Raw genomic sequence first — 23,388 nt, forward strand, 5'->3', positions numbered from 1 at the left:
CCCTCTCCCGGTGGGAGAGGGGTGATCAACGCGCTCGGCGATAAACGAAGGCACAGCCCCCCGCTTGCCTCTCCCCCCGGGAGAGGTCGGCGCGCATCGCGCGCCGGGTGAGGGCCTTTCAGTCTCGGGCTTGGCCTGAGTCCCAAGCCCGGCCCAAACCTCCGACGCCCTCACCCCCAGCCCCTCTCCCGGTGGGAGAGGGGTGAGTAAGCGCTTGGCGTTAAAGAGCAGCCCCCCGCTTGCCTCTCCCCCCGGGAGAGGTCGGCGCGCATCGCGCGCCGGGTGAGGGCCTTTCAGATCCGGGCCTGGCCTGATTCCCGAGGCCGGCCGGCCTTCAAACGCCCTCATCGCGAGCCGGTGAGCCGGGTTTGCCGGCGAGCCAGTTCACGACCGCTTCGCGTTGACTGGCGGAGTGGGGATGCGACAGCAGGCCTTCGACGACGAAGGTGCCGATTGTCGCCATCAGCTTGGCTTGCGATGCCGACATGCCGCGCGACGACAGCTGGCGTACCAACACGGTGTCGAGCATCGCGTGGAACTGGTCGTGCCATTCGCGGACGCTGTCCGAATGCGCGGTGCGGGCGTGGACCGTGGACACCAGATCGCGGGACCGGGTGAACTGCTCAATTACCCAGAGCAGCTGCTGCGCGAACGGCTGATCGCGCTGGGTGTTCCATTCGGACAGGCCGGCGGCGACCAGGCGATTGAGCACGCCGACCAGGATGTCGTCCTTGCTCGGGTAGTACCAGTACAGCGTGTTCGGCGCCACGTCGGCTTCGGCGGCGATCATCGCCATCGAGGTCGCGTCGAAACCGCGCTCGACGAACAGGCGCGTGGCCGCGTTCTCGATCTCGTCGGTTTTCAGCTGTCGGTCGACGGCTCGCTTGTTCTTGGCCATGGGGCGGGCTCAGGGTGTCGCAGATGCAATCTTGATCGTCATTCAAGAATGCTAGCATCCAGTCTTGAATGCCATTCAAGACTGGTCTGGCGCGCTGTCCCACCTGCCCCGAGAGCCCATGCAAAGCATCCGTCACGCGCATCTGCCGCCTAGCTTCCAATCGAGCCCGACGAGCTTCGTGTCGGCCGGCGTGTCCTGCGCCGCCACGCTGATGCTGCCGGCCGACCACGACGGCCGCCCGCTGCCGGCGATCTTGCTGGTACACGGCTGGGGCGGCATCCAGAAGGCGCTGACGCCGCCGTTCTACGAAGAATTCACCCGTGCCGGCTTTGCGGTGATGTCGTTCGACTATCCGGGCTGGGGCGAAAGCGAAGGGCAGCCGCGAAACGACATCAAGCCCGCGCAGCGCGTCCGCGACGCCAATGCTGCGTTGGCGCATCTGAAGACGCTGCCGCAGGTCGACGCCAAGCGCATCGTGCTGTGGGGTAGCTCGCTGGGTGGCGGGCATGTCGTGGAAATGGCAGCCAACCATCCGGAATTGCTCGGCGCGATCGCTCAGGTGCCGATGCTCGATGGCATCGCCGCGGTCCGCGCGGTGCCGCTGCTGCGGATGCTGCGCTTCGGCTTGTACGCGATCGCCGATCTGCTGCGCTTCGGCCGTCGCCGGCTGTATATCCCGCTGATTTCAGAGCCTGGCGCGTTCGGGTCGATGGACCGCGACGACGCGCACAAGGCGCTGGTCATGGCCAAGGCCGCCACCGGCATGAACTACGACAACCGGATCACCGCTCGGTCGCTGCTGACGATGGGGCCGTACCGTCCCGGCCAGTGGCTGAAGGACATCCGCATCCCGACGCTGATCGTCGGCGGCACCCGCGATACGGTCGCGCCTTTCACCAAGAGCAATATCGATCGTTTGAACAACCCCCACCTGCAAACTCACGCGATCGACGCCCATCACTTCGAGCCGTACTTCGAGCCCGCTTTCAGCGAACTGATCGGGTACGAGCTGAAGTTCTTGAAGTCGCTGGTGGCGCGGTGATAGGGCGGATTAATAGACGACCGGACAGCGGAGCGCTGCACCGGCGTAGATGACGGCTACGCCCCGCGCATCAGATACCCGCGCGTCATCATGCATTGCTGTTCCAGCATCTTCTGATCGTCGCCGAGGCGTTCGATGCCGGATTCTTCGATGCAGGCGCGGTGGTCGGCTTCGAGTTGTTGCGGGCTGACGCCGGCGGGGGCGCTGTAGGAGTAGCGGGGCGTGGCGCAGCCGCTGATGGCGACGAGCGTCAGCAGCAAGGGCAGCGCGGCCGCGATGGCGGCCTTGGGTACGGCGATACGGCGTGGCGACATCGAGGGCGTCCGCGTGGGGTGAACCGGAGGAAGCCCTCAGACTAGCGCATGGCGCCGGGGTTCAGTCGCCGAACCAGCGGCGCAGCAGCGCGTTGCTGAACAAGCCCTTGGGGTCGAGTTGGCGGCGCACGCGCTGGAAGTCGTCCCAGCGCGGGTACAGCTCGCGCAGTTCGCGCGCGGCGAGGCTGTGGATCTTGCCCCAGTGCGGGCGGCCGCCGTGGTTGCGGAAGATCGATTCGGCCGCCGCGAAGTAGGCCTGATGCTCCATGCCGACGTACTGGTGTACCGAGATCGACACCGCATCGCGCTGATAGAACGGCGACAGCCAGATGTCGTCGGCGGCCACGTAGCGATACTCCACCGGGAAGTGCACCAGCACGCGATGGCGCTCGATGTACTCGGCCAGCTCGCGCAGCGCGTCGGCGCCATTTTCGGCCGGCAGTTCGTATTCCATTTCCTGGAAGCGCACGAGCCGCGCGGTCGAAAACGCGCGATGGCAGTCGGCCACCATCGTGCTCTGGTCGCCCTTGGTGGCGTAGGCCATGACCTGCGCCAGCTTCGGCGCCCACTGCGGGTTGTATCGCGCCAAGCGCGAGATTAAGCCGAACGCGCCGTTCTCAAGCACCAGTTCGACGGCGGTGGTCATGCCCTGCGCCGATTCGGGCTCGGCGGTCCAGTCCATCAGCTTGACCAGCGTTTGCCGCGTGTGCGGAATCCAGTAGAACTCGAAATGCCGGTACAGCCGCGCAAAGTCCGGCGCTTGCGCCAGGCAGTCGTCCAGGTCCATCGCGCGCTTGGTCAGCTTGAGCCGGTACGCGGGCTGCAGTTCGATGTCGACCGACGAGATCACGCCGAGCGCGCCCAGCGACACACGCGCGGCATCGAATACGTTGGCGTTTTCGGTGGCCGAACAACGCATGCGCTCGCCGCTGGCGAGTACCAGCTCCATGCCGCGCACTTGCGACGAGATCGAGCCCAGTTGCTGGCCGGTGCCGTGCGTGCCGGTCGACACGGCACCCGCGAGCGCCTGCTTATTGATGTCGCCAAGGTTGGTCATGCCGAAGCCGCGACGCGCGAGCTCCGGGCCCAGGTCTTTCAGCGAGGTGCCCGCCCGGATTCGCGCCACGTGGCCGTCGATGCGCTCGATGCCGCTCAGGCCATTGAGCGTCAGCAGCGTGTCGTCGGTCTGGACCAGCGGTGTGAACGAATGGCCGCTGCCGGCCACGCGCAGTTGGCCGCCGCGCGCGGCGACGTCGCGGACGATGCCTTGCAGTTCGCCGACGCTGGTCGGAGCCGCCACATGCTGCGGCGAAAACTGCACGGCGCCGGACCAGTTGCGCCACGGTTTGGCGCGGCGGCTGAGCGTGGTGGCAGGGCTCGATGCCGGGCTCAGCGCCTCGGCCTGGACGGTGTTGGCCATCAGAAGAAACTCCTCATCTCACCGCGATAAGTAGGAACCTGAGCGACGATCTGTTCGCCGCGGAATAGCAACGCGTACTCGAACCGCTCCGCCAGCTCGCCGGCCTTGGCGTGGCGAAACAGCACCGGCTCGCCCAGCGCCAGATCGACGCCGGGCGGCACCCGCAGCGGGGTCTGGACTTCGCCGGCGCCCTCGTCGTCGAGCAGCTGCAAACCTTCGGGCATATACGGCCGTGGCAGACGATCGCGACCGGCCGGGCCGGATGCCACGTAACCGCCGCCGGCGCAGACCACCATGCCGGGGCCCGGCCGCCGAACCACGGGCAGCGCGAAGAACGCGGCAGGCGCGTGGCGGAAGTGGCTGAAATAGTCGAACAGCCCCGGCGAATAAAGCCCGGAGCCGGCCGCGGCCTCCGTGACGCTGGCGTCGGCGGCGGTCGCTTCCAGGCTGCCGGTACCCCCACCATTGACCAAGGGGAGTGTGTGCCCCGCGGCGCGCAGTGCGTCGACGACCGCTTGCCGGCGCGCATGAACCTCGCGCTGTGAGCGTGTCTTGAGCCAGCGGATCACCGGGTTGCGCAAGCCGGCGCCCGGCACGCGATCCTGCAGCCCGGCGATCTGCGCCTCGTAGCCCATCAGCCCGACCAGTTCGAGTGCATCGCCCTGTTGCCGAATCGCCGACGCCAGCGCCAGCGCGCCGGTCACGTCGCGGACCGGCGAGCGACGCACGCCGAACCACAGGCCGGGTACGTCGCTGGACATGTCCAGGTCGATCGCGACGCGGTAGCGCACGCCGTTGCGGCGCGCCTGCGCGGCGATCAGCGTGCACTGCTCGGCCGAATCAACCATCAGCGTCAGCTGCTTGCCGTCGCGCAGGGCTTGGGCCGCAGCGGCCAAGTCGCCAGCGTCGACGGTTGGATAGGCGACCAGCAAATCGTCGAATCCCTGGTCGGCCAGCCAGCCGGCTTCGCGCGCGCTGTAGCACAGCAAGCCGGCGAAACGCGGCGAATGCGCCAGCACATGGCGCAGCACCGCGGTGCAGCGGATCGACTTGGTGCCGAGCCGGATCGGCAGGCGCCCGGCCCGCGTCAGCATCGCGTCGGCATTGGCGTCGAGCCGGTCGAGGTCGATCAGCATCGCCGGCAGGCTGTGGCCGGCCAGCACGCGGCGCAGCCGCGCGTAGTAGCCCGCCGCGTCTTCGGGCGGCGCGGTGGCTGCCGGGGCGCCGGCGTCAGCCATGACCGGGGCGATCGGGCAGGGCATCACGGCGGCCTGCTGCGAGGTCGGTCAGTAGTTCGACGATGCGGCTGCGCTGCACGGCATTGAACGGCGACACGCCAAACAACTCCATCAGCCACAGGCCTTCGGTGGCGATATAGGCCAGCGCCGCGCGCTCGAACGGCACGTCTTGCGACACCACGTCGAAGCGCTTGGCGAAATAGCCGGCGACGCGCTTGAGCAGCGCCGGGCTGCCGTTGACGACGGCGGCCAGCGCGCCGCTGACGCGGTCGTCGTCGTCGGGGTCGCGGATCGAATTGAGTACGTAGGCTTGCAGGGCGCGGCCGGGCACGTCGGGCAGCGCGGCGGCAATCGCTTCGCCGGCCTGGCGGTTGTGCTGCGTCAGCCGTTCGAGCAGCGCTTCGAGCAGGGCCTCCTTGGTCGGGAAGTTGTACATGACGCCGCCCTTGCTGACGCCGGCACGCTTGGCCACCGCGTCGAGCGTCAGCCGGCTGGCGCCTTGTTCGAGCGTGACGGCCACGGCCGCATCGAGCATTGCCTCGCGCGAACTGGGGCGGCCGCGAGGGGCCGCCGGCGGGATCGTCGACGGGGCTTGCGAGACGGCGGCGGAGGCTTTTGCGGCGCTTGGCTTCATGATATTTACTGTACCGACTGGTCGGCACAGTAATGGCCGGGCCGAGCGCCGGTCAATACGGTATTTCCTTCAGCGCCACGGCAAGGGTCCGCGGCCCATCGACGGTATCTTCGACATGACGACGACGTTCAGCGCGCGGCGGTGCCGCCACAGTTTGGCTTCCGTGGGCGTGCTGCTGTCGTTGATCGCCTGCAGCGCCAACTCGCCGGGCGACGCGGTCGGAGGCGGCGGGGCGGCGGCGCTGTGCCAGGCCGGCGAGCTGACCGGCGACCAGATGCTGGCCGTGCGTCCGGCGCAGCCCAATGCGCCGCTGGCCGACCTCAGCCATTACCGCGCCCGCCGTGCGCCGCGCGCCAACGACGCCCAGCTCAACAGCGGCGACTGCGCCACCAATGGCCGCTTCCGTTACGGCGCTGGAACCGGCGACATCACCGGCCCGGCGTTCGGCCAGGAGTTGCTCGGCTACGCCGATCCGCAGCAGATCTCCGAAGGCATCCACACGAGGCAGTTCGCCCGCGCCTTTGCGTTCAGCTCGTCCTGCGGCGGCCGTGAAGGCCGGGCGATGCTGATCACGGTCGAGAATGCGCTGGCGTTCGACTCGATCAAGTTCGGCTTGCTGGAGCGCATCGCGGCCGACACCACGCATCGCTTGGGCGACTACTGGACGCTGGACAACATTCTGGTGTCGGCCACGCACACGCATTCCAGCTCGGCCGGGCAGTCGCATTACGACCTGGCCAACATCTTCGCGCTGGGCCTCGATCAGCAGGCGTATCAATCGCTGATCGATGGCGTCTACGACGCCTTGCTGCAAGCGCACTTGAACTGGATGGCAGCCACGCCGTCGTCGGTGAAGATCGCGATGGGCGAGTTGTTCGACGGCAACTTCAACCGCTCGACCGATGCTTATGGGCTCAACCCCGCCGCCGAGCGCGCGGCCTTCGTCGATACGCAAGGGCGCGAGGTGGACACCAACCGCTGGATGACGCTGCTCAAGCTGCAGCGCGACGACGGTACGCCGGTCGGCATGCTGAACTGGTATGCGATCCACGGCACGTCGATCGGCCAGACCTCGAAGCTGTTCAGTGGTGACAACAAGGGCTATGCCGCGCAGCGTTTCGACCGGGACTTTGCCGGCAGCGTGCTCGGCAGCGGGTTCGTGTCGGGCTTCTTTCAGGGGGACGAAGGCGACAACTCGCCCAATCCGTTCATGATCGGCCTCAGCGAAGCCGATTTGCGCGGCCGCGAATCGGCCGGCTGGCGCGCGCGTGGTGGTGGTCGCGACGACTACGAAGCCGCGCAGATCTCGGGCCACAAGCAATACGCACGCGCTCGGCAGCTATGGGACAGCGCGCGCGAGTCGCTGGTCGGCGAGGTGCGCGCCGTGCATCTGGCGCTGGAAATGCCGCGCGTACAAGTCGAGGCGCCGGGCGAATACGCGGCCGATCTGCTGCCATCCGACGGCGTCTACCGGACCTGCGAGCCGGCGCTGGGCATCTCGTTTGCCGGCGGCGCCGAGGATGGCCGCGGGCCGTTCACCGAAGGCCAGGCCTGCCCGATCAGCAGTGACACCGCGGCCTACATCGGCCAATACCTGCAGGACACAATTCTGCCGCTGGCTGGCGGCGCGCTGCCGTCGAGCCTGCTGGTGCCGGTCGGTTGCTACAACCCGGCGTTCACGCTGCTCGGCTACGGCTGCCACATGGAGAAGCCGATCGCGATTCCGCTGGCCCTCGCGCCGGCCGGGCAGCCGATCTATCAAGCGCAGCCACGCACGATTCCGATCCAGATCATCACGCTCGGCAATCTGGCCGTGGTGTCCGTGCCCTGGGAAACCACGACGACGGCGGGTCGCCGACTGCGCGACGCGGTGCTCGACACGCTGCAGGACGCCGGTGTCGACTACGCGGTGATCGCCGGCTTGTCGAACACCTACATCCACTACCTGACCACGCGCGAGGAATACCGCGCGCAGAACTACGAAGGCGCGGCCAACGTGTTCGGCCCGTGGTCGGAAGAAGCCGTGCGCCAGGAGTACGTGCGGCTGGCGCGGCACTTGCGCGACGGCACGCCGGTGCAGAGTCCGTATGCGGCGGCGAGCTTTGTCGACAACACGCCGTTGCTGCGCCATTTGCCGATCGTCGACGACGGCCGTTTGCCGGCCGGCACCGCGTTCGGCGATGTCGCCGAACAGCCCGCTGCCCGCTACACGCTGAGCGCAACCGAACGCACCGTCGTCGCCGCACGCTTCTACGCCGGGCATCCGCGCCGCGATCTGCTGCGCGGCTCGAGCTATCTGTATGTCGAGCGGCTCGACGGCGAGCAATGGACCGTGGTTGCCACCGACAACGACTGGTCGACCTACTTCAGCTATCAGCCCCGTGCCGATGGCGCTGCCAATCTGGCGCTGGTGCAGTGGCAGGTCCCGGCCGGTACCCGCGCCGGCACGTATCGCATCCGCCACCAAGGCGCATCGGCCAGCGGCCCGTACAGCGGCGTGACGCAGAGCTTCGAGCTGGCCGGCTGCCCGGGCTGACGCAGCGGACGCGCGCCGCCGCGTGTGGCGGCGTCCGGCCCGCGTGCGGATCGATCAGGCGCTTTTCTTCGGCGGCGCCGGCTTGACCGGCGTGTCGTAGACCAGAATCGCTTCGCCTTTGTCGACTGCGTCCATATAGCAGCCGTGGAACGGTTCGACGTGATTCTCGCCAGCATCGTCCGGCAGCGTGCCGGCCTTGGTGAAGTCGACGTCGGTCCAGCCGTTGCGGTTGGCGATGTCTTCGGCCGTGTCGAAGTCGTGCTCGGTGCCGGGCGCCTGGCGCACGAACACCAGCAGCGGGTGCTGTTCGCCGGCCGGGTAGCGGCCGTCGGCGGCCATGCGGGCCACGGCAGCGAACATGTGGATTTCGTAGGGGGCGTCGTGGCTCATCGTGATGGGGCGCCGCAATCGGCGCTCGAACGGGGTCGGCGCCGATTGTAAGCCGCGCGCTGCTCAGGGCGTGTTGAGCCGGCTGCCGGCGTAGCGCCCCGGCACCAAAATCGGCAACTGCACGTCGCTGACGCTGGCGCTGTACGGGTTCAGATACAGCAGGCCGAGCACTGGCTCCAGCGCCGAGGTGATCGGCGGCACCGGCGCGCCGGTGGCAAAGCGGATGATGCCGGTCAGACCGGCCACGCCCTGAGCGCTGGCAATCGCGCCGTACTGCACGTTCTGCGGGTAGAACAGCAGGCCCACTTGGTCGCCATCACGCAGGCGCTCGCCAACGGCCGGCAGCAGGATGCGATCGTCCTGCGCGATGTTGCGGTTGTTGACGTGCTCGCCTTCGGTGAACGCGGTCACCTGGTCGTCGACCAGAATCGTCTCGCCGTCGCGGACGATGCCGACGCCGACGAAGCCGTTGGTGCTCTGGTTGGGCAGCGCGGGCGCGCCGCGTTCGATGACGATCCGCGCCAGCGTCGGCACGCCGGCCAGCACCTGGTCGTTGCCGCTGATGGTGGCAACCGGCAGAAACACCGGCGCAATGGCCTGTGCCGACACGCTGACGGTGCCGCTGTCGAGCCGCGTAGGCACCGCCCCGGTGCCGCTCAGCGAGCCGACCGGGAAGTGGTCCATCTCCAGTCCCGCTGCCGCCACGTCGGGCGCGCCGCGACTGTCGGCGACCGAGATGCACAACCGTGGCAGGTTGCGGTAGGCGTCGCCGTCCACGCCCTTGAGATGGTGGTCGAACCAGCCCAGCACGGCGGTGATGCCCACCACGCTGCCGCAGTCGGCCGTGCCCTCGGTCTGGTTGGCCAGCGGATTCATGTGGCCGCCTTCGGTCGACAGCAGGCGCACGTCGCCGCCGGCTTCACTGAAGTAGCGCTGGTTCCAGTAGCCCTCGGTCAGGTTGAACAACACGTCGCGATTGCCCTGCAGGAACAGCGCCGGCACCGCGCGCAGCCGCGCCCGCGGCTCGCCGAATCCCCAGCCCTGGCCGGCCTGCTGCTGCGCGCGGAAATAGCTCATGCCGCGGTCGAACAGCAGCAGCGCTTCTTCTTCGGTGACCGGACGCGGCCTTGCGTTTGGACGGGTGCCGGCGTTGAACAGGTCGGTGCGCGAGCGGATGTTGAAGGCCTGCGGGCTGGCGAAGCCGACCGCATTGACCAGCGTCTGCAGCACCGGTGTGTTCGAGGTGTTGCCGAGCGTCGCTAGCACGCCGAGCAGGCCGGCGAAGCCGAGCTTGACCGAATCGCCCGGCAGCAGGCTGTACAACAGGCCGTGCCAGGTGCCGTTGGGGACGATGGTGTCGATGCGCGCATCGAGCGCCGCCAGCGGCATCTGGAATCCGCCGCCGTAGCTGTTGCCCAGCGTGCCGACCTTGAGGTCACGCGCGATGCCGGTGCCGGTTTCGCGCTGGATGCCGAAGCGCTCAGCGTTGTCGTAGGCCCAGTCCAGCAGCGCGCGCGCATCCTGGGTTTCGCGGCCCGGGTCGATCAGCCGCGCGTTGGACGCATTGCTCTGGCCGTGGCCGCGCTCGTCGAAGCTCAGCACCACGTAGCCGTGATACGGCAGCGCTTGGGTCAGCGCGTCGATCGCGCCGAAGTGCGGCAGCGTCGTCGGCAGGTCGCCGTTGGCCGCCAGCTCGCGGACGCGGGTGCCGCCGTAGCCGTGGCTGTGCAGGATCAGCGGGAAGCGGTCGCCGGGGCAGCGCGCCGGCGTCAGCACCGTGTAGAAGATTTCGGTGCTTGGCGTCGGGTTGGTCGTCGCGTCGATGTCCGACGGCGTGTCGATCACCAGCGAGCCTTGGGTCGCGCTCGGCGCGCTGGGATTGCTGCAGCTGGGTGTCGGGTTGGCGCCGCTGCCGCCGCCAGCGATGTCAGGCACGCCATCGGCGGAACACGCGGCCAACAGCACGCATGCCAGCGCCGTCGCACTGGCCAGGATCTTCTGCATCGCCCACTCCTCGTCGTTGTTATGTCGGCGCTCGGCTACGGCGCCTTATGGCGCGGCAGTATGCGGCCGTTTATGACAGGACGGTCGTAGTAAAACCGTGCAGTACGTAGCGCGGTGCCGCAGCCTGGGCGGATCGGCTGGCGCTCAGCGAGCGGACCCGCGTAGCAGCGGTAGTGGCACGGCCTGGTCCCGCATCGTCGCCCAAGGGTCGCGGCGGCGGCGCAGCCACTGTTGTGCGTTGTCGACGCGGAACTCCTGCGGGTCGAGCCCGCGCAGCTGTTTCCAGTCCATCGGCAGCGCAACCGGCGCGCCGGGCCTTGCGCGCGGCGAATACGGCAGCACCGCCGTGGCGCCTCGGCCGTTGCGCAGATAGTCGATGAAGATTCGCCCGCGCCGCTGTGCCTTGCTCATCGTGGCGACGTAGCGCTGCGGCTGCTGATCGGCCAGCGTCTGCGCGACGTGCTGGCTGAATGCTTTGCCAGCGCATCGCGGACCGCTGGGACGTGCGTCGTCCAGTCCAAGCCATTGCGCGAGTGCAGTTGCGCGCGACCGCCGTCGATCATCGCCAGCACGCGGTAGCGATCGAACTTGATTTCGTAGCGATAGTGTCCGGCTCGCGGCAGGCCGTCGACCCATTGCGCCAGCTGCGGCTCGATCGAATCCAGCGACGGCATCGGCGCGTCATCGGTCTTGTCGCATGCGGCGTCGCCGGCGCCGTTGCCGATCTGCTGCACGGTTTTGCCGCTGATCACGCTGCGCGGCAGCCGCTGCGTGGGTTCGGCGTCGGCACCGCTGCGCGCGTGCTCGTCGTCGCGCTTGACCAGCAGCCATTGGCTTTTGGGGCCGCGCTCGGGCGCCTTGCTGCGACCGCGCACGCGCAGCAGCTGAAACCGTCCCTGCAGCTTTTCGCCGTCGATGACGAAACTCAGATGGCCCTTGTCGAGCCCGTGATGCGGGTCGCCTTCGGGCTGCCACGTGCCGCGATCCCAGACGATCACCGGCCCGCCGCCGTATTCGCCGTGCGGAATCTCGCCTTCGAAATGCCGGTAGTCCAGCGGATGGTCTTCGGTCTGCACCGCCAAGCGCTGTTCGTGCACCGACAGGCTCGGGCCTTTCGGAACCGCCCAACTCAGCAATACGCCGTCGAGTTCGAGCCGGAAGTCGAAGTGCATCCGCGTGGCGTCGTGTTGCTGGATCACATATGCAAAGCCGGCTTTGCCGCGACGCGTCTTGCCCGGCGGTTCGAGCGTGATGTCGAAGTCGCGCTTGGCGTTGTAGGCCTTCAAGGCGGCGCTTGGTGTGGGCTGACGCGGTCGGCGAGGGCGATCCGGCGCAGCGGCGCGTTAGCGGGATCGGACGGTTGGGGCCCGTTTGCCGGTGGCCATCGGCGCACTCCTTTGGTCGCGGTGAGCGACGGTCGAGCGCCAGCCGTGAATGGCCCCTGAACTTGCCGCCGATGACGACGCTCCATGCCGGCGCCGCTGCGCCGCGCAGCACCGCGCATGCGACACTGCGCGCCGCTGTTTTCGTCTCCGTTGCTGGAAACCCGATGCCTTCCCTGTCGCATGCACGCTGGCCTTTGCTAGCGCTGGCCGTGGCCGCTTTTGCCATCGGCACCACCGAATTCGTGATCATGGGTCTGCTGCCGCAGATCGCAGCCGATCTGTCGGTCAGCATTCCGCGTGCCGGCTTGCTGGTGACGGGTTATGCGATGGGCGTTGTCGTCGGCGGACCCTTGCTGGTGCTGCTATTGGTGCGGATGCCGCACCAGCGGGCGCTGCTGTGGCTGATGGCGCTGTTCACGCTCGGCAATCTCGCCTGCGCATTGGCGCCGGGCTATGCGGCGCTGATGGTGGCGCGTTTCATTGCAGCGTTTGCACACGGCTCGTTCTTCGGCGTGGCCTCGGTCGTGGCGATGCGGATCGTGCCGCCGCAGCGCCGCGCGCAAGCCTTGGGATTGATGTTCGCGGGCCTGACGATCGCCAATATCGTCGGCGTGCCGGGCGGCGCGCTGATTGGCGAGGCGCTGGGCTGGCGCGCGACGTTCTGGTGCGTCGTCGTGCTGGGGCTGATCGCGCTGGCCGGCATCGTGCGCTACGTGCCGCGTCTGCCGGCCGATTCGGCGGTATCGATCCGCCGCGAGTTGGCCGTGGTGATGCAGCCCGGCGTGCTGATCGCGCTGGCGATGACGGTGTTCGGATTCGGCGGCGTGTTCACCGTGTTTACGTTCGTCGTGCCGATGCTGCGCGAGGTGGCGGGCCTGGCGCCGGACCGCATCGCACCGGTGCTGGTGTTGTTCGGTGTCGGTGCGACGATCGGTACGATCAGCGGCGGCCGTCTGGCCGACCGCGGCGTAATCCGCGCGCTGCTGCTGGTGCTGACGTGCCTGATTGCGTTCTACAGCCTGCTGCCGTGGCTGCTGCCCCACGCGATGCTGGCCGTGGCCGGCGTGTTCGTGCTGGGCGTGCTCGGCTTTGCTGCGGGGCCGGGCTTGCAGGCGCGCTGCATGCAGCAGGCCGAAGCAGCGCCGCTGCTGACATCGGCCGTCAATCAGAGCGCGTTCAACCTCGGCAACGCGGGTGGCGCCTATGTCGGCGCGGTGATGCTGGAAGCCGGGCAGCCCTACGTGATGCTGCCGTGGGCAGCCGCGCTGATCAGCATCGTCGGTCTGGGCTTGACGCTGATCAGCCGGTACCTCGAACTCAGGCCAGCCTCGCGATCCAGCCGAACAGCAGCAGGTTGACCAGCCAGCCGATCATGACGACGACGACCGCGCGCCAGGTCTGCCGGTAGTCGAGCGCCTGGCGCACGGCGACGACCATCGCCACCAGCATCCAGATGTTGGCGATCAGCATCACGGCGCCGCCGATTACCGGCAAGAAGCCGAACACGCGCAACACGCCAGGGCTCTGTGCAAAGCCGGTCGTGCGGGCCACCTCACCCCAGTCGGCGCGGGTCTGCGGCTCGGCCAGCAGCTTGTTGCCGATCAGCCAGATCAGTGCGGCCCACAGTGCCCAGCCGATGACGGCGGCCAGCACACCGGTCAGCACCAAGCCCAATCCGCCGTAGAACAGCCCGCCGACGCCGACCGCGATCGCCGACAGCGCGACCACGGCCAGTGCTTGGCCAGTTGCGCTGCGGTCGGCTTCGATCGCCTCGATCGTCGGGACATCGAGCCGGGCGGCGCCGAGCATGCGTTGAATGAACAGGGACATTTGTCCTCCTGCATTGACCAAAGGGAAGGTCGGCAGCATCGCAGACGAGGATGGACGCAACCTGTACGAGCCTGCGATGCATCGCAGGCTTATCGCGGGTGCTCGAACCGCCAGAACGATCGACGCGGCGGTGCTAGCGCCGCTGTCGTCGCGTCAGCAGCTGCGAGAAGCGCGCGGCGAACGTATGCGCGTCGCCGGGCCAGCGCGCCGATACGTAGGCGCCGTCAATGACGACGAATGCCGGACGCGCGTCGACGTCGCTGTCGCGAAAGCAACCACTGCGCTTGCGGAAGTCTCCGGGCGGCGCGTCGATGAAATCAGCCGGCGAGGCCAGTGCGCGCGTCACTTCGGCTTGCACGCTGCGATAGCCGGCCGGCTCGCCGCGCTGCTCGCGATAGGTGCGGTAGTAGCCGGCGTCCCAGACGCGGCCGAGCAGGCGCATCAGCCACCAGGCGCTGCGTTCCAGCGACCAGGTCAGCGCGGTCGTGCGTCGGCCATACAGCACCGAGCGGCCGTCGGCACGCTGCGCCCGCGCGGCGAGCACGACGCCGTGGCAGATCGCGCCCACCGGCTTGCCGCTGTCGAAGAACGCAGCGACGAAGGCGTGCAGGCGCGGGTCTTCCAGGTAGGCGCGCATGCCGCGTGACCAGTGGCCGCCAGGCAGCAACAAGCCGTCGTGATCGGCCACTTGCAGGGCCTCGTAGTGCAGCGGCGCGTTGAACGCCGGATCGTCTTGCAGCGCTTGGTAGGCCGCGCGCGCAGCGGCATTGGCGCGCAGCAGCAGGCCCAGCAACGGCAGGCGCCGCAGCAGCGGCACGAAGCCCCACAAGTCGAGGCCGACACCGCTGAGCATCAGCGGATCGGCTGCGGCAATCTGGCCGTCGGGCGTGGCGAACTGCACCTGATGACCGTCGCGCTGCAAACGCCGCCAGCTGATCGCCACTTCGGTCGGATCGAAATCGCGCGCCGGCAGCGGCACGATGACGCGGCTCATCGCCGCGCGCTCGCGCTGGCGCGTTTCATTGCAGCGACTTGGATCGCCAGCATCGACGCGCCGCGCCGGTCACGACGCGGCATCGTCGCTGCCGCCCTGAGGCTCGGCCGCGTCGCCGGGATCCCGACGCAGTTGATCGAGCCGCCGCTGCGCTTCGGCGGCTTGCGCGGCTTCGAGCACTTTTTGTTCCTTGGTGCGGCCGAAGCGCACGCGGTTTTCGGCGGCCTGGGCTTCGGCTGCCTTGCGGTCGCGCTGTTTGCGCGCCTTGTTGAAGTTGATGACCTTGGCCATGCGCTCAGTGTCGCGCAGCCGCTGTTGCCGTATCCAGTGTCGAGGCCGCCTTGCTCATCGGCCGGTCGCGCGGCACGGCGGACCGGGAATCAGCGGCAGGCCAAGTGCCGCGCGCAGCGCGACCTGCGCACGCTGTTTGCGCTCGGCGTCGGCGTCGAACGCCTGCAGCCAGTCGAACAGCGTGGCGAGGTCGAAACGCTGCTGGCGCGCCGCTTCACAAGCCGCGTTCAGTGCGCTGCGTTCTTCCAGCTCATCCAGATAGCGCGTCAGCGGCGCGGTGATCGCATCCGGCAGCGGACCGGCGTCGGCGCTCATCGCGCGCTGCCGTAGCGCTTGACGACGTCGTACAAGAAGCGCCGTCCGTCCATCAGCGAGCGCACGCGGATGCGCTCGTCCAAGCCGTGGGCGCGGCTGCCTTCGGCGTCATGAAACAGGCCCGACAGGCCATAGGTCGGGATGCCGGCCGCATTCAGAAACCGGCCGTCGGTGGCGCCGGTCGTCATCGTCGGCACCACGGGCACGCCGGGCCAGATGCGCGCCGCAACCTCACGCACCGGCACCAGAATCGCCGGCGTCAGCGGCGGTGCGGCTGCGGTGACCGGGTCTTCGCTGCGACGGATCGCGATGCCGTCGTCGGCGACGATGCGCTGCAAGTCCTGCTGCACTTGATCGACCGACACGCCCGGCAAGATCCGGCAATTGACGTTGGCCGTGGCGCGCTGCGGCAGCGCATTGGGTGCATGGCCGGCGGCCAGCTGCGTCGCCACGCAAGTGGTGCGCAGCATGCTGTTCCAGCCGGGGTTGATAGCCCACAGCCGTGCCGCGGCTGCATCGTCCGGCGGTGTGTTGAGCACGGCGAGCATGTCGGCTGCGGTCGTGCCGCCGACCAGCGCGGCTTGAGCCTGGAAGTAACCGCGCGTCGCGTCGTTCAGCGCGATCGGGAACGTGTACGCGGCCAGCCGCTGCAGCGCGGCGGCAAGCCGGTAGATCGCGTTGTCCGCCACCGGCCGCGAGCTATGGCCGCCGTTGTTGGTGATCTCCAGCGTGAAGTCGGCGTAGACCTTCTCGCCAGCCTGGATCTGCAACGACACCGGCCTGCCGCCGGCGTCGAGTTCGCCGCCAGCGCCTTCGTTCAACGCAAACGCAGCCTTGAGCGCATCGGGCTGGTGCGCAAGCAGCCAGCTGACGCTGTTGAACTGCTCCGATGTTTCTTCGCCGCAGGTCAGCGCCAGCTTGATGTCGCGGCGCGGGCGATAGCCTTCGCGGCGATAGCGGATCATCGCGTCGGTAAAGATCGCCGCCATCGCCTTGTCGTCGCTGGCGCCGCGCGCATAGAACCAGCCGTCTTCTTCCACCAGCTTGAACGGATCGCGCTGCCAGTCGGCGCGACGCGCTTCGACGACGTCGACATGCGCCAGCAATAGCAGCGGCGCCAATGTGCTACCCGCGCTGCCGTGCAGCGTGGCGATCAGCGCGTGTTCGCGCGGCCGTTCGGCCGGGCCGAGTATCTGCAGGTCGGCCTGCGGATAGCCGGCCGCGGCCAGCCGCGCCGCCATTGCCCGCGACGCGGCCGTGCAGTCGCCGGCCGACAGCGTGGTGTCGATCTCGACCAATTCGCGATACAGCGAACGGAACGCCGCCTCACTGTCGTCGCCGGCAAGGGCCGGTGCTGCTGCGCTGCTGCCGAGCAGCATCGTCAACACCGTGGTGCCGATTGCCTTGCGGCCTCGTTTGCCAAACCAGCTGCGTGTCATCGTGCCGCTCCCGGGATCGAGCGCCGACGGTAGCGGTGCCGGCCGGCGCTCACAAGCTCAGGAGCCGCGGCGCAGCTGGCGATCCTGCCAGCGTGACAACAGCAGCAGGCTCAGCAGCGAGCCGATCAGTGCGCAGAACATGTCGGACTGCGTATCCCAGGGGTCGCCCTGCGTGCCGAGGAACTCGACCGCGCCCTGGCCAAACGCCAGCGCAGTGCCCCATTCGATCAGCTCATACACCGAGCTGACGAACATCACCGCGCAGACAACGACGAAGTTCAGCATGCCGCGCGTGCGGATGTAGGCGCCGCGCAGCAGCACTTCGCGCGCGATCAGCGCTGGCACCAGCCCCTGGAACAGATGGCCGATGCGGTCGTACGGGTTGCGCTGCAGACCCAGCCATTGCTGCAGGTCGAAACCCAACGGCACGCGCGCATAGGTGTAGTGGCCGCCGATGATCAACACCAGCGCATGCAGCGCGATCGCGCCGTACAGCAGCGGCGTCAGCGGATGACGCTCGCGCGTCCACCACAGCAGCGGCAACGCGATCAGCACCGGCAGCACTTCGAGCAGCCAGGTCGCCGCGTCGTAGGGTTGTACGGCGCTGACGGCCAGCGCCAGCACGATCAAGCCGCAGCCGGCGATGAACCATGCCGGCTTCACGGGGCTGGACATTGCAGTGCCTGCCCGTCGATCAGCGCCGGACGGCCGTCAGCAGCGTCGACGCGCTTCATCACGTAATACGCGTTGGCGCCGTAGCCGGCGGCCTGCTTCATGGCATCGGCCAGCGCTGCATCGGCGCTGCTCGCGCTGCGAGTGGCGATGAACTTGACGAAGCGACAGTCGGCTTTGTGCTCGGCATCGACGACGTGCACCGACGCCGACGCCGCGGTGGCGCTGCCCAACAGCAGCGCGGCGAGCAGCAGCCGGTACTCGGTGGCTGCCTTGGCGTGCATCAGCGTCGCATCATCGGCATTGGATTCAGCGGGTCGGTCAGCAACCGCTTGCCGGTTTGTTTCAGCAGCCCGGCATGGAATCCGTGGTTTGGATACTGCGCGCGCACCTCGGCGACGAACGCGCGCGGCAGGCCCATCCGCAGCAGGCCCAGCGACACGTCGACCAGATCGGCCTTGCGGAAGGCTTCGACCAGCGCACCGTGTTCGCCGCGATACGAGCTGATCTTGTGGTGTTCGAGAATCATCGCGGCGATCTGCTCGATATCAGCGATGTCGAGTTGCCACTGCTGCTCGCTGCGCATCAAGTCGATCGACGGCGGCAGATAGTCCCAAGTGCCGTGGGTCCAGATTGCGATGTCGTGATAGGCCGCCGCGATGCCGATTTTGCGCAGCGTTGAATCGTCGCGCGACGACAGCGCCGCGCAGAAGTTGGCCATCCGGTAACAGTGATTGCGATAGCCGGTGAAATCAGCGCCTATGGTGGCGCGATGGCGCTCCAGCGCCTCGTCGAGTGCAGCGATCTGGGTCAGCAGCATGGTCGGATGGGCTCTGGTCGGATTCCGTTGCACGCTACTGCGGGCATCAGGGCGCGGCAACACCCGGCACTGGCGCCGACGCCAAGCGCTTGTAATAGATCCGCGTGCCGCTGAGTTGCCCGTGCGGGGTGTAGGCGTAGTCGGGGATTTCGCCGGCAAACTGATAGCCCGCGCCCTCGTAGAGCCCCGCCGCGCCGTCGACACTGGCGGTATCGAGCACCAGCAGCCAGCGGCCATGATCCGCTGCCCGCGCTTCGGCACGCTGCAGCAGCGCACGCGCCAGCCCGCGGCCGCGATGGCTGGGGCGCGTCATCATCTTGGCCAGCTCGGCGCGGTGCGGCTGATTTGACGGGCAGTCGAGCAGCAGCGTCAGCGTCGCCGCCAACACCGGGCCGTCCCAGGCGCCGAGCACGATGCGGGCGCCTCGTTGCGCCAGTTGCAGCGACTGCTGCCAGAACGCAGCGGCGTCGGCGATCGGCAGCGGGTGCATGAAGCTGACCGAGCCGCCGCCGGCCACGACCTCGACCAGCAGGCTCGACAACTGCGCCAGCGTATCGGCGTCGGGCTGCAGCTCACTGAAGTGGATGTTGCTCATGGTCGCGTCCGCTATGGCATGGGACATGCGCGTCCCTGCTCAAATGAAGCATGGCCCGCGCCAATGTCGCGGATGGAGACCCGATGAGACCGATGATCAGGCGATGGTGGCATCGCCCTCTATGTACTGGCGCACTGACCTTGGCCAGCTTTTGCTGCGGTCTGGCGACGGCATCGGAACAGCGCGTGCAACTGCCCAGTGGCGCCAACGGCGCCTGGTGCGTGCCCGATGCGGCATGGGATGGCCGCACGGTATTGATGCTGCACGGCTTTGCCGACGACATGGACGGCGCCGGCGACCTCGGCAAGCGTCTGGCGCATGCGCTACAGGCGGCGGGCATCGCGACGCTGAGGATCAACTTCCGCGGCGAGGGCGATCGCTTGCGCACCGATATTCAGTCCACGTTCGTGACCCGGCTCGACGACACGGCCTCGGCCCAGGCCTGGCTGTTGCAGCAGCGCGGGGTGCAGGCTCAGCGGATCGGTGTGCTCGGCTTCAGTCTCGGTGCCAGCACCGCGATCGAAACCGGCGCGCGGCATCCGGCGTGGTTTCGCAGCATGGCGCTGTGGTCCAGCCCGAGCGGCGACCATTTCGAGCTGTGGCGCCGGCTTGCACCACAGGCGGTGGACACCGCGTTGCGCGACGGCCAGGTCACCGAGGAAGTGCCCGGCTGGAAGAAGATCACCACGCATCGCGCGTTCTACGACAGTTTTCGCGGTATCGATCTGGATCGCTCACTGGCGCAATACCCGGGCGCGCTGTTGAGCGTGCGCGGCGCCCAGGACTACCTGCCGGCACACGAGGCCGAGTTCATGCGTCTGGCGCGCGGGCGGCCGGCCGAAGCGGTGATCCTGGCCGGCGCCGATCACATCTTCAACGTGTTCGATCCTGTTTCGCGTCAGGCGCAGCGCGCGATCGAGGTCACCGTCGATTGGTTCGAGCGCACCTTGTAGCCGGTGCACAGCGCGGCGTCAGCGCGCGTAAGGGTCGTCGCAAAGCCGATGCAGCTCCGCCAGCGCATCGGTGAGCTTGGGCAGATCGTCGGGCTGCGGCACCAGCAGTGAGGTATCGCCGACCCGTTGGCTTTGGCTGTCGCGAGCCATGCTGCGGGTTTCCAGCTCGATGCAGTCGTTGCTCGATTGGCAGTACAACTCGACCGAAGGCCCGCCTTGCCAGACGGGGACGACGTCGGCGATCGGCACTGTCTGCATCAGCAGGTCGCTGCCGATCACGCTTTCGCGGCTGATCCGCAGCTCGCAGCCGTCCTTTGAAAACTGATAACGCCATAGGAAATACTGGCCGCTACGCTGCCAGCCTTCACCGGTCTGCCGGTTGAGCTTTTCGAGGATGTAGCGATTGGCGTCGCGTCGCGCTTCGGACGTCGGTTCCCGTCCGCCGAACCCGCACAGCAAGGCCACTGCCGCGATACCGCCCAGCAGGCGCGCCACCAACGACGGGCGCATCACGGCACCACCGCCGCCGTTTTTGCCGATGCACGCGCGGCCAGCGCCTGCAGCTGCGCCTGACGCGCTGCTGGCGCCAGCTTGCCCAGCTCGGCGGCCGCGGCGTAGAACGCAGCCCAGTCGCGGCCGTGCTCGGCGAACAGCGTGGCAAAGGCGGGTACCCATTGGTCGTACAGGCCGAACGGCAGCAGCCTAGCATTGTTCAACGGCCGTTCGAAGAAGCGGTCGTAGCCGGCATACCCATTCCACTGCGCGTCGCGCAACTGTCGGTAGCGCGCCTGCAACTGCTCGAATGCCTGCTGCTTGATCGCGGCGAGCGCAACCGGATCGCGGCTGCTGCGATACGAGGCGGCCAGTTGCTGACGCGTCTGCAGAATCAGCGCGACGAATGCACTTTCGCGCGCAGCCTGTTCGGCTTGGCCTTGCAGATCGATCGCGCCGCTGGCCGCGTACTGCTGCAAGCCCTGCTGCTCGACGAAGCTGGCGAAGGATTCGTTGAAGGCGGTGTCGTTCTTGACGAACAAGCGCTGATGCGCCAACTCGTGAAACAGCGTGCCGATCAAGTGCGCGTCGGACCAGCGCATCATCGTGTTGATCACCGGGTCGTCGAACCAGCCCAGCGTCGAGTAGGCCGCCACTCCGCCCACTTCGGTGTCGTACCCGCGCGCCGCCAACTGTGCGGCATGGTCACGCGCGGCGCGCTCGTCGTAGAAGCCGCGATACGACAGGCAGCCGGCGATCGGAAAGCAGTTCTCGACCGCGTCCAGCGAATAGGCTGGCGTGGCGAACACATTCCAGACCACGTAGTCGCGATGCACATCGGCATACACGGTGTAGCTGTCGTTGTCGGGCAGATCCAGCGCGTCGACGGCATAGCGCCGCGCGTGTTGCACCCGCGTCAGCCGCGTGCGCAGCTGCGGGTCGCGTCCGGGGTCACTGACGATGGCCGCGATCGGCTCGCGGCTGCTGAGCAGCTGATACTGACCGCGCGCCAGATGCAGGTAGTAACCCGCCGATGAACAAGCGCCGAGTGCCAGTGCCAGCGCCGTTGCCAGCGCCGCGCGGCACCACCGGCCTGACACCGGCATTGCCGTCACCGTCGCGCTCAGGCCGCGGCCTGCCGGTCGAGCCAAACGCCAAGGCCTTGCGCGTTCAGTTCCATGTCGGCGGCCAGCAGGCGCCGCGCTTGTTGCTCGTCGACCGGCGCGCCGTGACGACGCAGCGCCGCCAGGCTCCAGTTTTCGATCGCGTCGCGGATGCCGGCATGACGTGCCGCGCCGCGCGCTTCGATGCTCATTGCCAGATGCTGGTAATCGCACAGGCCGGCGCGCAAGTCGTACGCGAGTCGTGCGATGTCCTCCACGCAGCCGTAGTGGGTCAGATACATCCGCTGCGGCGCAAAACTCAGGTAGCGGTCCAGCGTCTGCTCCCAGGCGTCAGGCTCGAACTGCACCGGCGTCGTCGTCGGCATCAGCCATGGGCCTTGCGGGCCGTCGAACTCACGGTATGAGATGCCGAACGTGTCGCCGGTGAAAAATCCGCGGCTCTGCGCGTCCCAGACCGAATAGTGATGGCGGGCGTGCCCGGGCGTGTCGAGCAGCAGCAGTTCGCGCGCCGCGCCCAGCGTCAGCCGGTGGCCGTCGTCGGCGATGACCACGCGCGCTGCGTCGACCGGCAGGATCTGCCCATAGGCGAGACGTACCGCATCGGCGCCGTAGACGGCGATCGCGCCTTCGATCAGCTTGCTGGGGTCGATCAAATGGCGAGCCGCGCGCGGATGTGCAATCAGCTGCGCGTTCGGCAGTTGGCGCATCAGCACACCGGCAGCGCCGGCATGGTCCAGATGCACATGCGTCGGCATCAAGTAGCGCACGTGCTCCGGCGCGATGCCCCGGGAGCGTAGTACCGCCAGCAACCGATCGGCACCGGGCGAGGTGCCGCAGTCGACCAGCGCGGCTTCACCGTCCTGCTCGATCAGATAGCAGCAGGCCATGCCGGCGCGTTCCTGCTCGGTGTCGATGCAGGTGATGCCGTAGCCAACATCGGTGGTGGCGGGCAGGTGCGAGAGCGTCGTCATCGCGGGGCGTTTAGCGGTTGCCGCCGGCGATGACCGAGGGCTCGGCTTGCGGGCGTCGGACCAGGTCAACCAGATCTTCGCGGCGGTAGATGCCGAGCTTGCGATAGATGCGCGACGCGTGATTGGCCACCGTCGATACGGCGATGTCGTACTGGCGCGCAACGCTCTTGAACGTCTTGCCGTTGCCGAGTGCGCGCGCGATCTGCTGCTCGCGCGGCGACAGGCCGTCGAGCGGCATCGGCCGGCGCGCATGCAACTGGTAGAGACCCCCGAGCCGCGAAATGCGGAAATGCAGCGGCCCGTTGAAGAACGATTCGTCGCCTTCCAGTGCCGGGGCCGGGATCGCAAACGGGAGGCGCGCAAAATGCGCGTCGGCTTGGTTGTTGACGGCGATCAGGTCGCGGAAGCGCTTGCTGGCCGCGTAGACCACGCCGCGTGCGTCAACCACGGCGGCGCTGCCGCGATTGGTGCGCCCCAAAGCCAGCAGCCACTCGTCGCGCTGGATGTACTGATGCAGGGACACGGCGGCGGCTTCGGCCAGGTGCAGCAGCGCGCGCCCGATATCGCGAGTCGCGGGGGCACTGTCGCCGAGATACAGCACCAGCACGCTGCTGAGTTCGCTGTTGGCGTGCAGATGCCGATGCGCGACGACTTGGCGGGCGCCCTGCGCCGGGCGCGCGACCAGCGCGGCTGGCACCGGTGACACCCGCAGGCTCGATTCGCGATCAAGAGTGAGTGCCGCGACCGCGCGCGAATCGAGAATCAGATCCGATGGAAACACCGAGTACTCGCCACTCTGGCCTTCGGACCGCGTCAACCAAGCGGCAGCCGACGCGCCGCTCCACTCGACGATGCGCTGCAGCGCCAGCACACGGAAGTCCTGCCATTCGCATTCGACGGCGAGTCGGTACAGCTGAGGAACCAGCTCGTCGAGGCGGTGGTCGGCGTTGTGTTCCAAGCGGTCGGTCATGCAGGCCCTCGCACCCGATGGGGCGGATCTCAATGGACGTCAGCCGATGAGATCCGCGCCG

The 23,388-nt window shown here is 68.0% G+C and carries 26 protein-coding genes; 4 read left to right on the forward strand and 22 right to left on the reverse strand.

The window, feature by feature from the left end; all coding sequences use genetic code 11:
• Window positions 1-334: 334 nt before the first annotated feature.
• Window positions 335-898 (reverse strand): TetR/AcrR family transcriptional regulator, encoded by a 564-nt coding sequence (locus BUB09_RS08660; RefSeq protein WP_072896727.1) that lies wholly within the window; start codon window positions 896-898, stop codon window positions 335-337.
• 118 nt (window positions 899-1,016) lie between these two features.
• Between BUB09_RS08660 and BUB09_RS08665 the strand changes: the two genes are divergently transcribed.
• Window positions 1,017-1,940, forward strand: a complete 924-nt coding sequence (locus BUB09_RS08665; RefSeq protein WP_072896729.1) for an alpha/beta hydrolase — start codon at window positions 1,017-1,019, stop codon at window positions 1,938-1,940.
• Window positions 1,941-1,996: 56 nt separating this feature from the next.
• Here BUB09_RS08665 and BUB09_RS08670 read toward each other — a convergent pair whose 3' ends face one another.
• The 4 genes from BUB09_RS08670 to BUB09_RS08685 form a co-directional block, all read right to left on the reverse strand.
• Window positions 1,997-2,254 carry a hypothetical protein gene (locus BUB09_RS08670; protein WP_072896731.1) on the reverse strand — a complete coding sequence of 86 codons (258 nt, stop codon included), beginning with the start codon at window positions 2,252-2,254 and terminating at the stop codon, window positions 1,997-1,999.
• A gap of 61 nt (window positions 2,255-2,315) precedes the next feature.
• Window positions 2,316-3,674, reverse strand: coding sequence for a D-arabinono-1,4-lactone oxidase (locus tag BUB09_RS08675; protein ID WP_072896733.1), 1,359 nt, complete (start codon window positions 3,672-3,674; stop codon window positions 2,316-2,318).
• A complete protein-coding gene (locus BUB09_RS08680; protein ID WP_072896735.1) occupies window positions 3,674-4,912 on the reverse strand; it encodes an amino acid deaminase/aldolase in 1,239 nt (412 codons plus the stop codon). Before BUB09_RS08680 ends, BUB09_RS08675 begins: the two co-directional genes overlap by 1 nt.
• A complete protein-coding gene (locus tag BUB09_RS08685) occupies window positions 4,905-5,546 on the reverse strand; it encodes a TetR/AcrR family transcriptional regulator (RefSeq protein ID WP_245793210.1) in 642 nt (213 codons plus the stop codon). Before BUB09_RS08685 ends, BUB09_RS08680 begins: the two co-directional genes overlap by 8 nt.
• 115 nt (window positions 5,547-5,661) lie before the next feature.
• On the opposite strand from BUB09_RS08685, the gene BUB09_RS08690 reads away from it, so the two are divergent.
• Window positions 5,662-8,082 (forward strand): neutral/alkaline non-lysosomal ceramidase N-terminal domain-containing protein, encoded by a 2,421-nt coding sequence (locus BUB09_RS08690; RefSeq protein WP_072896739.1) that lies wholly within the window; start codon window positions 5,662-5,664, stop codon window positions 8,080-8,082.
• 54 nt (window positions 8,083-8,136) lie between these two features.
• Here the strand turns inward: BUB09_RS08690 and BUB09_RS08695 are convergent, their stop codons facing one another.
• From BUB09_RS08695 to BUB09_RS08710, 4 genes are all read right to left on the reverse strand, one after another.
• The gene (locus BUB09_RS08695; RefSeq protein WP_072896741.1) at window positions 8,137-8,472 is read right to left on the reverse strand and encodes a hypothetical protein; all 336 of its coding nucleotides are present in this window, start codon (window positions 8,470-8,472) and stop codon (window positions 8,137-8,139) included.
• 63 nt (window positions 8,473-8,535) lie between these two features.
• Window positions 8,536-10,476: a CocE/NonD family hydrolase gene (locus tag BUB09_RS08700; protein ID WP_072896742.1), complete on the reverse strand. Its 1,941-nt coding sequence runs from the start codon at window positions 10,474-10,476 to the stop codon at window positions 8,536-8,538.
• Window positions 10,477-10,620: 144 nt separating this feature from the next.
• Window positions 10,621-10,992, reverse strand: a complete 372-nt coding sequence (gene ligD / locus BUB09_RS08705) for a non-homologous end-joining DNA ligase LigD (protein ID WP_366486303.1) — start codon at window positions 10,990-10,992, stop codon at window positions 10,621-10,623.
• A complete protein-coding gene (locus BUB09_RS08710) occupies window positions 10,884-11,762 on the reverse strand; it encodes a DNA polymerase ligase N-terminal domain-containing protein (RefSeq protein WP_072896745.1) in 879 nt (292 codons plus the stop codon). Before BUB09_RS08710 ends, ligD begins: the two co-directional genes overlap by 109 nt.
• A gap of 263 nt (window positions 11,763-12,025) precedes the next feature.
• Here BUB09_RS08710 and BUB09_RS08715 point away from each other — a divergent pair, with 263 nt between their 5' ends.
• The gene (locus BUB09_RS08715) at window positions 12,026-13,219 is read left to right on the forward strand and encodes an MFS transporter (RefSeq protein ID WP_072897408.1); all 1,194 of its coding nucleotides are present in this window, start codon (window positions 12,026-12,028) and stop codon (window positions 13,217-13,219) included.
• On the opposite strand, the gene BUB09_RS08720 is transcribed toward BUB09_RS08715, so the two are convergent.
• The 9 genes from BUB09_RS08720 to BUB09_RS08760 form a co-directional block, all read right to left on the reverse strand.
• Window positions 13,179-13,691: a YIP1 family protein gene (locus BUB09_RS08720; protein WP_072896747.1), complete on the reverse strand. Its 513-nt coding sequence runs from the start codon at window positions 13,689-13,691 to the stop codon at window positions 13,179-13,181. The two genes, BUB09_RS08715 and BUB09_RS08720, sit on opposite strands and share 41 nt — an antisense overlap.
• 133 nt (window positions 13,692-13,824) lie before the next feature.
• Window positions 13,825-14,685, reverse strand: coding sequence for a type 1 glutamine amidotransferase domain-containing protein (locus BUB09_RS08725; RefSeq protein ID WP_072896749.1), 861 nt, complete (start codon window positions 14,683-14,685; stop codon window positions 13,825-13,827).
• A gap of 69 nt (window positions 14,686-14,754) precedes the next feature.
• On the reverse strand, window positions 14,755-14,976 hold the full coding sequence (locus BUB09_RS08730; RefSeq protein ID WP_072896751.1) for a DUF4169 family protein: 222 nt from the start codon (window positions 14,974-14,976) through the stop codon (window positions 14,755-14,757).
• Between the two features lie 54 nt (window positions 14,977-15,030).
• Window positions 15,031-15,291, reverse strand: coding sequence for a hypothetical protein (locus tag BUB09_RS08735; protein ID WP_072896753.1), 261 nt, complete (start codon window positions 15,289-15,291; stop codon window positions 15,031-15,033).
• A complete protein-coding gene (locus tag BUB09_RS08740) occupies window positions 15,288-16,730 on the reverse strand; it encodes a M20/M25/M40 family metallo-hydrolase (RefSeq protein WP_245793212.1) in 1,443 nt (480 codons plus the stop codon). The genes BUB09_RS08735 and BUB09_RS08740 overlap by 4 nt, the downstream gene beginning before the upstream one ends.
• 57 nt (window positions 16,731-16,787) lie before the next feature.
• Window positions 16,788-17,405 (reverse strand): DUF2238 domain-containing protein, encoded by a 618-nt coding sequence (locus tag BUB09_RS08745; RefSeq protein WP_072896754.1) that lies wholly within the window; start codon window positions 17,403-17,405, stop codon window positions 16,788-16,790.
• Window positions 17,390-17,686 (reverse strand): hypothetical protein, encoded by a 297-nt coding sequence (locus BUB09_RS08750; RefSeq protein ID WP_072896756.1) that lies wholly within the window; start codon window positions 17,684-17,686, stop codon window positions 17,390-17,392. The genes BUB09_RS08745 and BUB09_RS08750 overlap by 16 nt, the downstream gene beginning before the upstream one ends.
• Window positions 17,686-18,222 carry a hypothetical protein gene (locus BUB09_RS08755; RefSeq protein ID WP_072896757.1) on the reverse strand — a complete coding sequence of 179 codons (537 nt, stop codon included), beginning with the start codon at window positions 18,220-18,222 and terminating at the stop codon, window positions 17,686-17,688. The genes BUB09_RS08750 and BUB09_RS08755 overlap by 1 nt, the downstream gene beginning before the upstream one ends.
• 46 nt (window positions 18,223-18,268) lie before the next feature.
• Window positions 18,269-18,817, reverse strand: coding sequence for a GNAT family N-acetyltransferase (locus BUB09_RS08760; protein WP_072896759.1), 549 nt, complete (start codon window positions 18,815-18,817; stop codon window positions 18,269-18,271).
• A 185-nt stretch (window positions 18,818-19,002) separates the two neighbouring features.
• On the opposite strand from BUB09_RS08760, the gene BUB09_RS08765 reads away from it, so the two are divergent.
• Complete coding sequence (locus BUB09_RS08765) at window positions 19,003-19,770, forward strand: alpha/beta hydrolase family protein (RefSeq protein ID WP_175550148.1); 768 nt, start codon at window positions 19,003-19,005, stop codon at window positions 19,768-19,770.
• Window positions 19,771-19,788: 18 nt separating this feature from the next.
• On the opposite strand, the gene BUB09_RS08770 is transcribed toward BUB09_RS08765, so the two are convergent.
• Genes BUB09_RS08770 through BUB09_RS08785 form a run of 4 tightly spaced genes read right to left on the reverse strand, consistent with a single transcriptional unit; the run spans window position 19,789 to window position 23,327 of the window.
• A complete protein-coding gene (locus BUB09_RS08770; protein ID WP_072896763.1) occupies window positions 19,789-20,280 on the reverse strand; it encodes a hypothetical protein in 492 nt (163 codons plus the stop codon).
• Window positions 20,280-21,368 carry an aminopeptidase gene (locus tag BUB09_RS08775; protein WP_072897411.1) on the reverse strand — a complete coding sequence of 363 codons (1,089 nt, stop codon included), beginning with the start codon at window positions 21,366-21,368 and terminating at the stop codon, window positions 20,280-20,282. Before BUB09_RS08775 ends, BUB09_RS08770 begins: the two co-directional genes overlap by 1 nt.
• A 17-nt stretch (window positions 21,369-21,385) precedes the next feature.
• On the reverse strand, window positions 21,386-22,357 hold the full coding sequence (locus BUB09_RS08780) for an MBL fold metallo-hydrolase (protein WP_072896771.1): 972 nt from the start codon (window positions 22,355-22,357) through the stop codon (window positions 21,386-21,388).
• A gap of 10 nt (window positions 22,358-22,367) precedes the next feature.
• On the reverse strand, window positions 22,368-23,327 hold the full coding sequence (locus BUB09_RS08785) for a helix-turn-helix transcriptional regulator (RefSeq protein WP_072896773.1): 960 nt from the start codon (window positions 23,325-23,327) through the stop codon (window positions 22,368-22,370).
• Window positions 23,328-23,388: the final 61 nt, after the last annotated feature.

Origin of the sequence: Hydrocarboniphaga daqingensis, from assembly GCF_900129825.1 — a bacterium.
GTDB classification, from domain to species: Bacteria; Pseudomonadota; Gammaproteobacteria; order Nevskiales; family Nevskiaceae; genus Hydrocarboniphaga; species Hydrocarboniphaga daqingensis.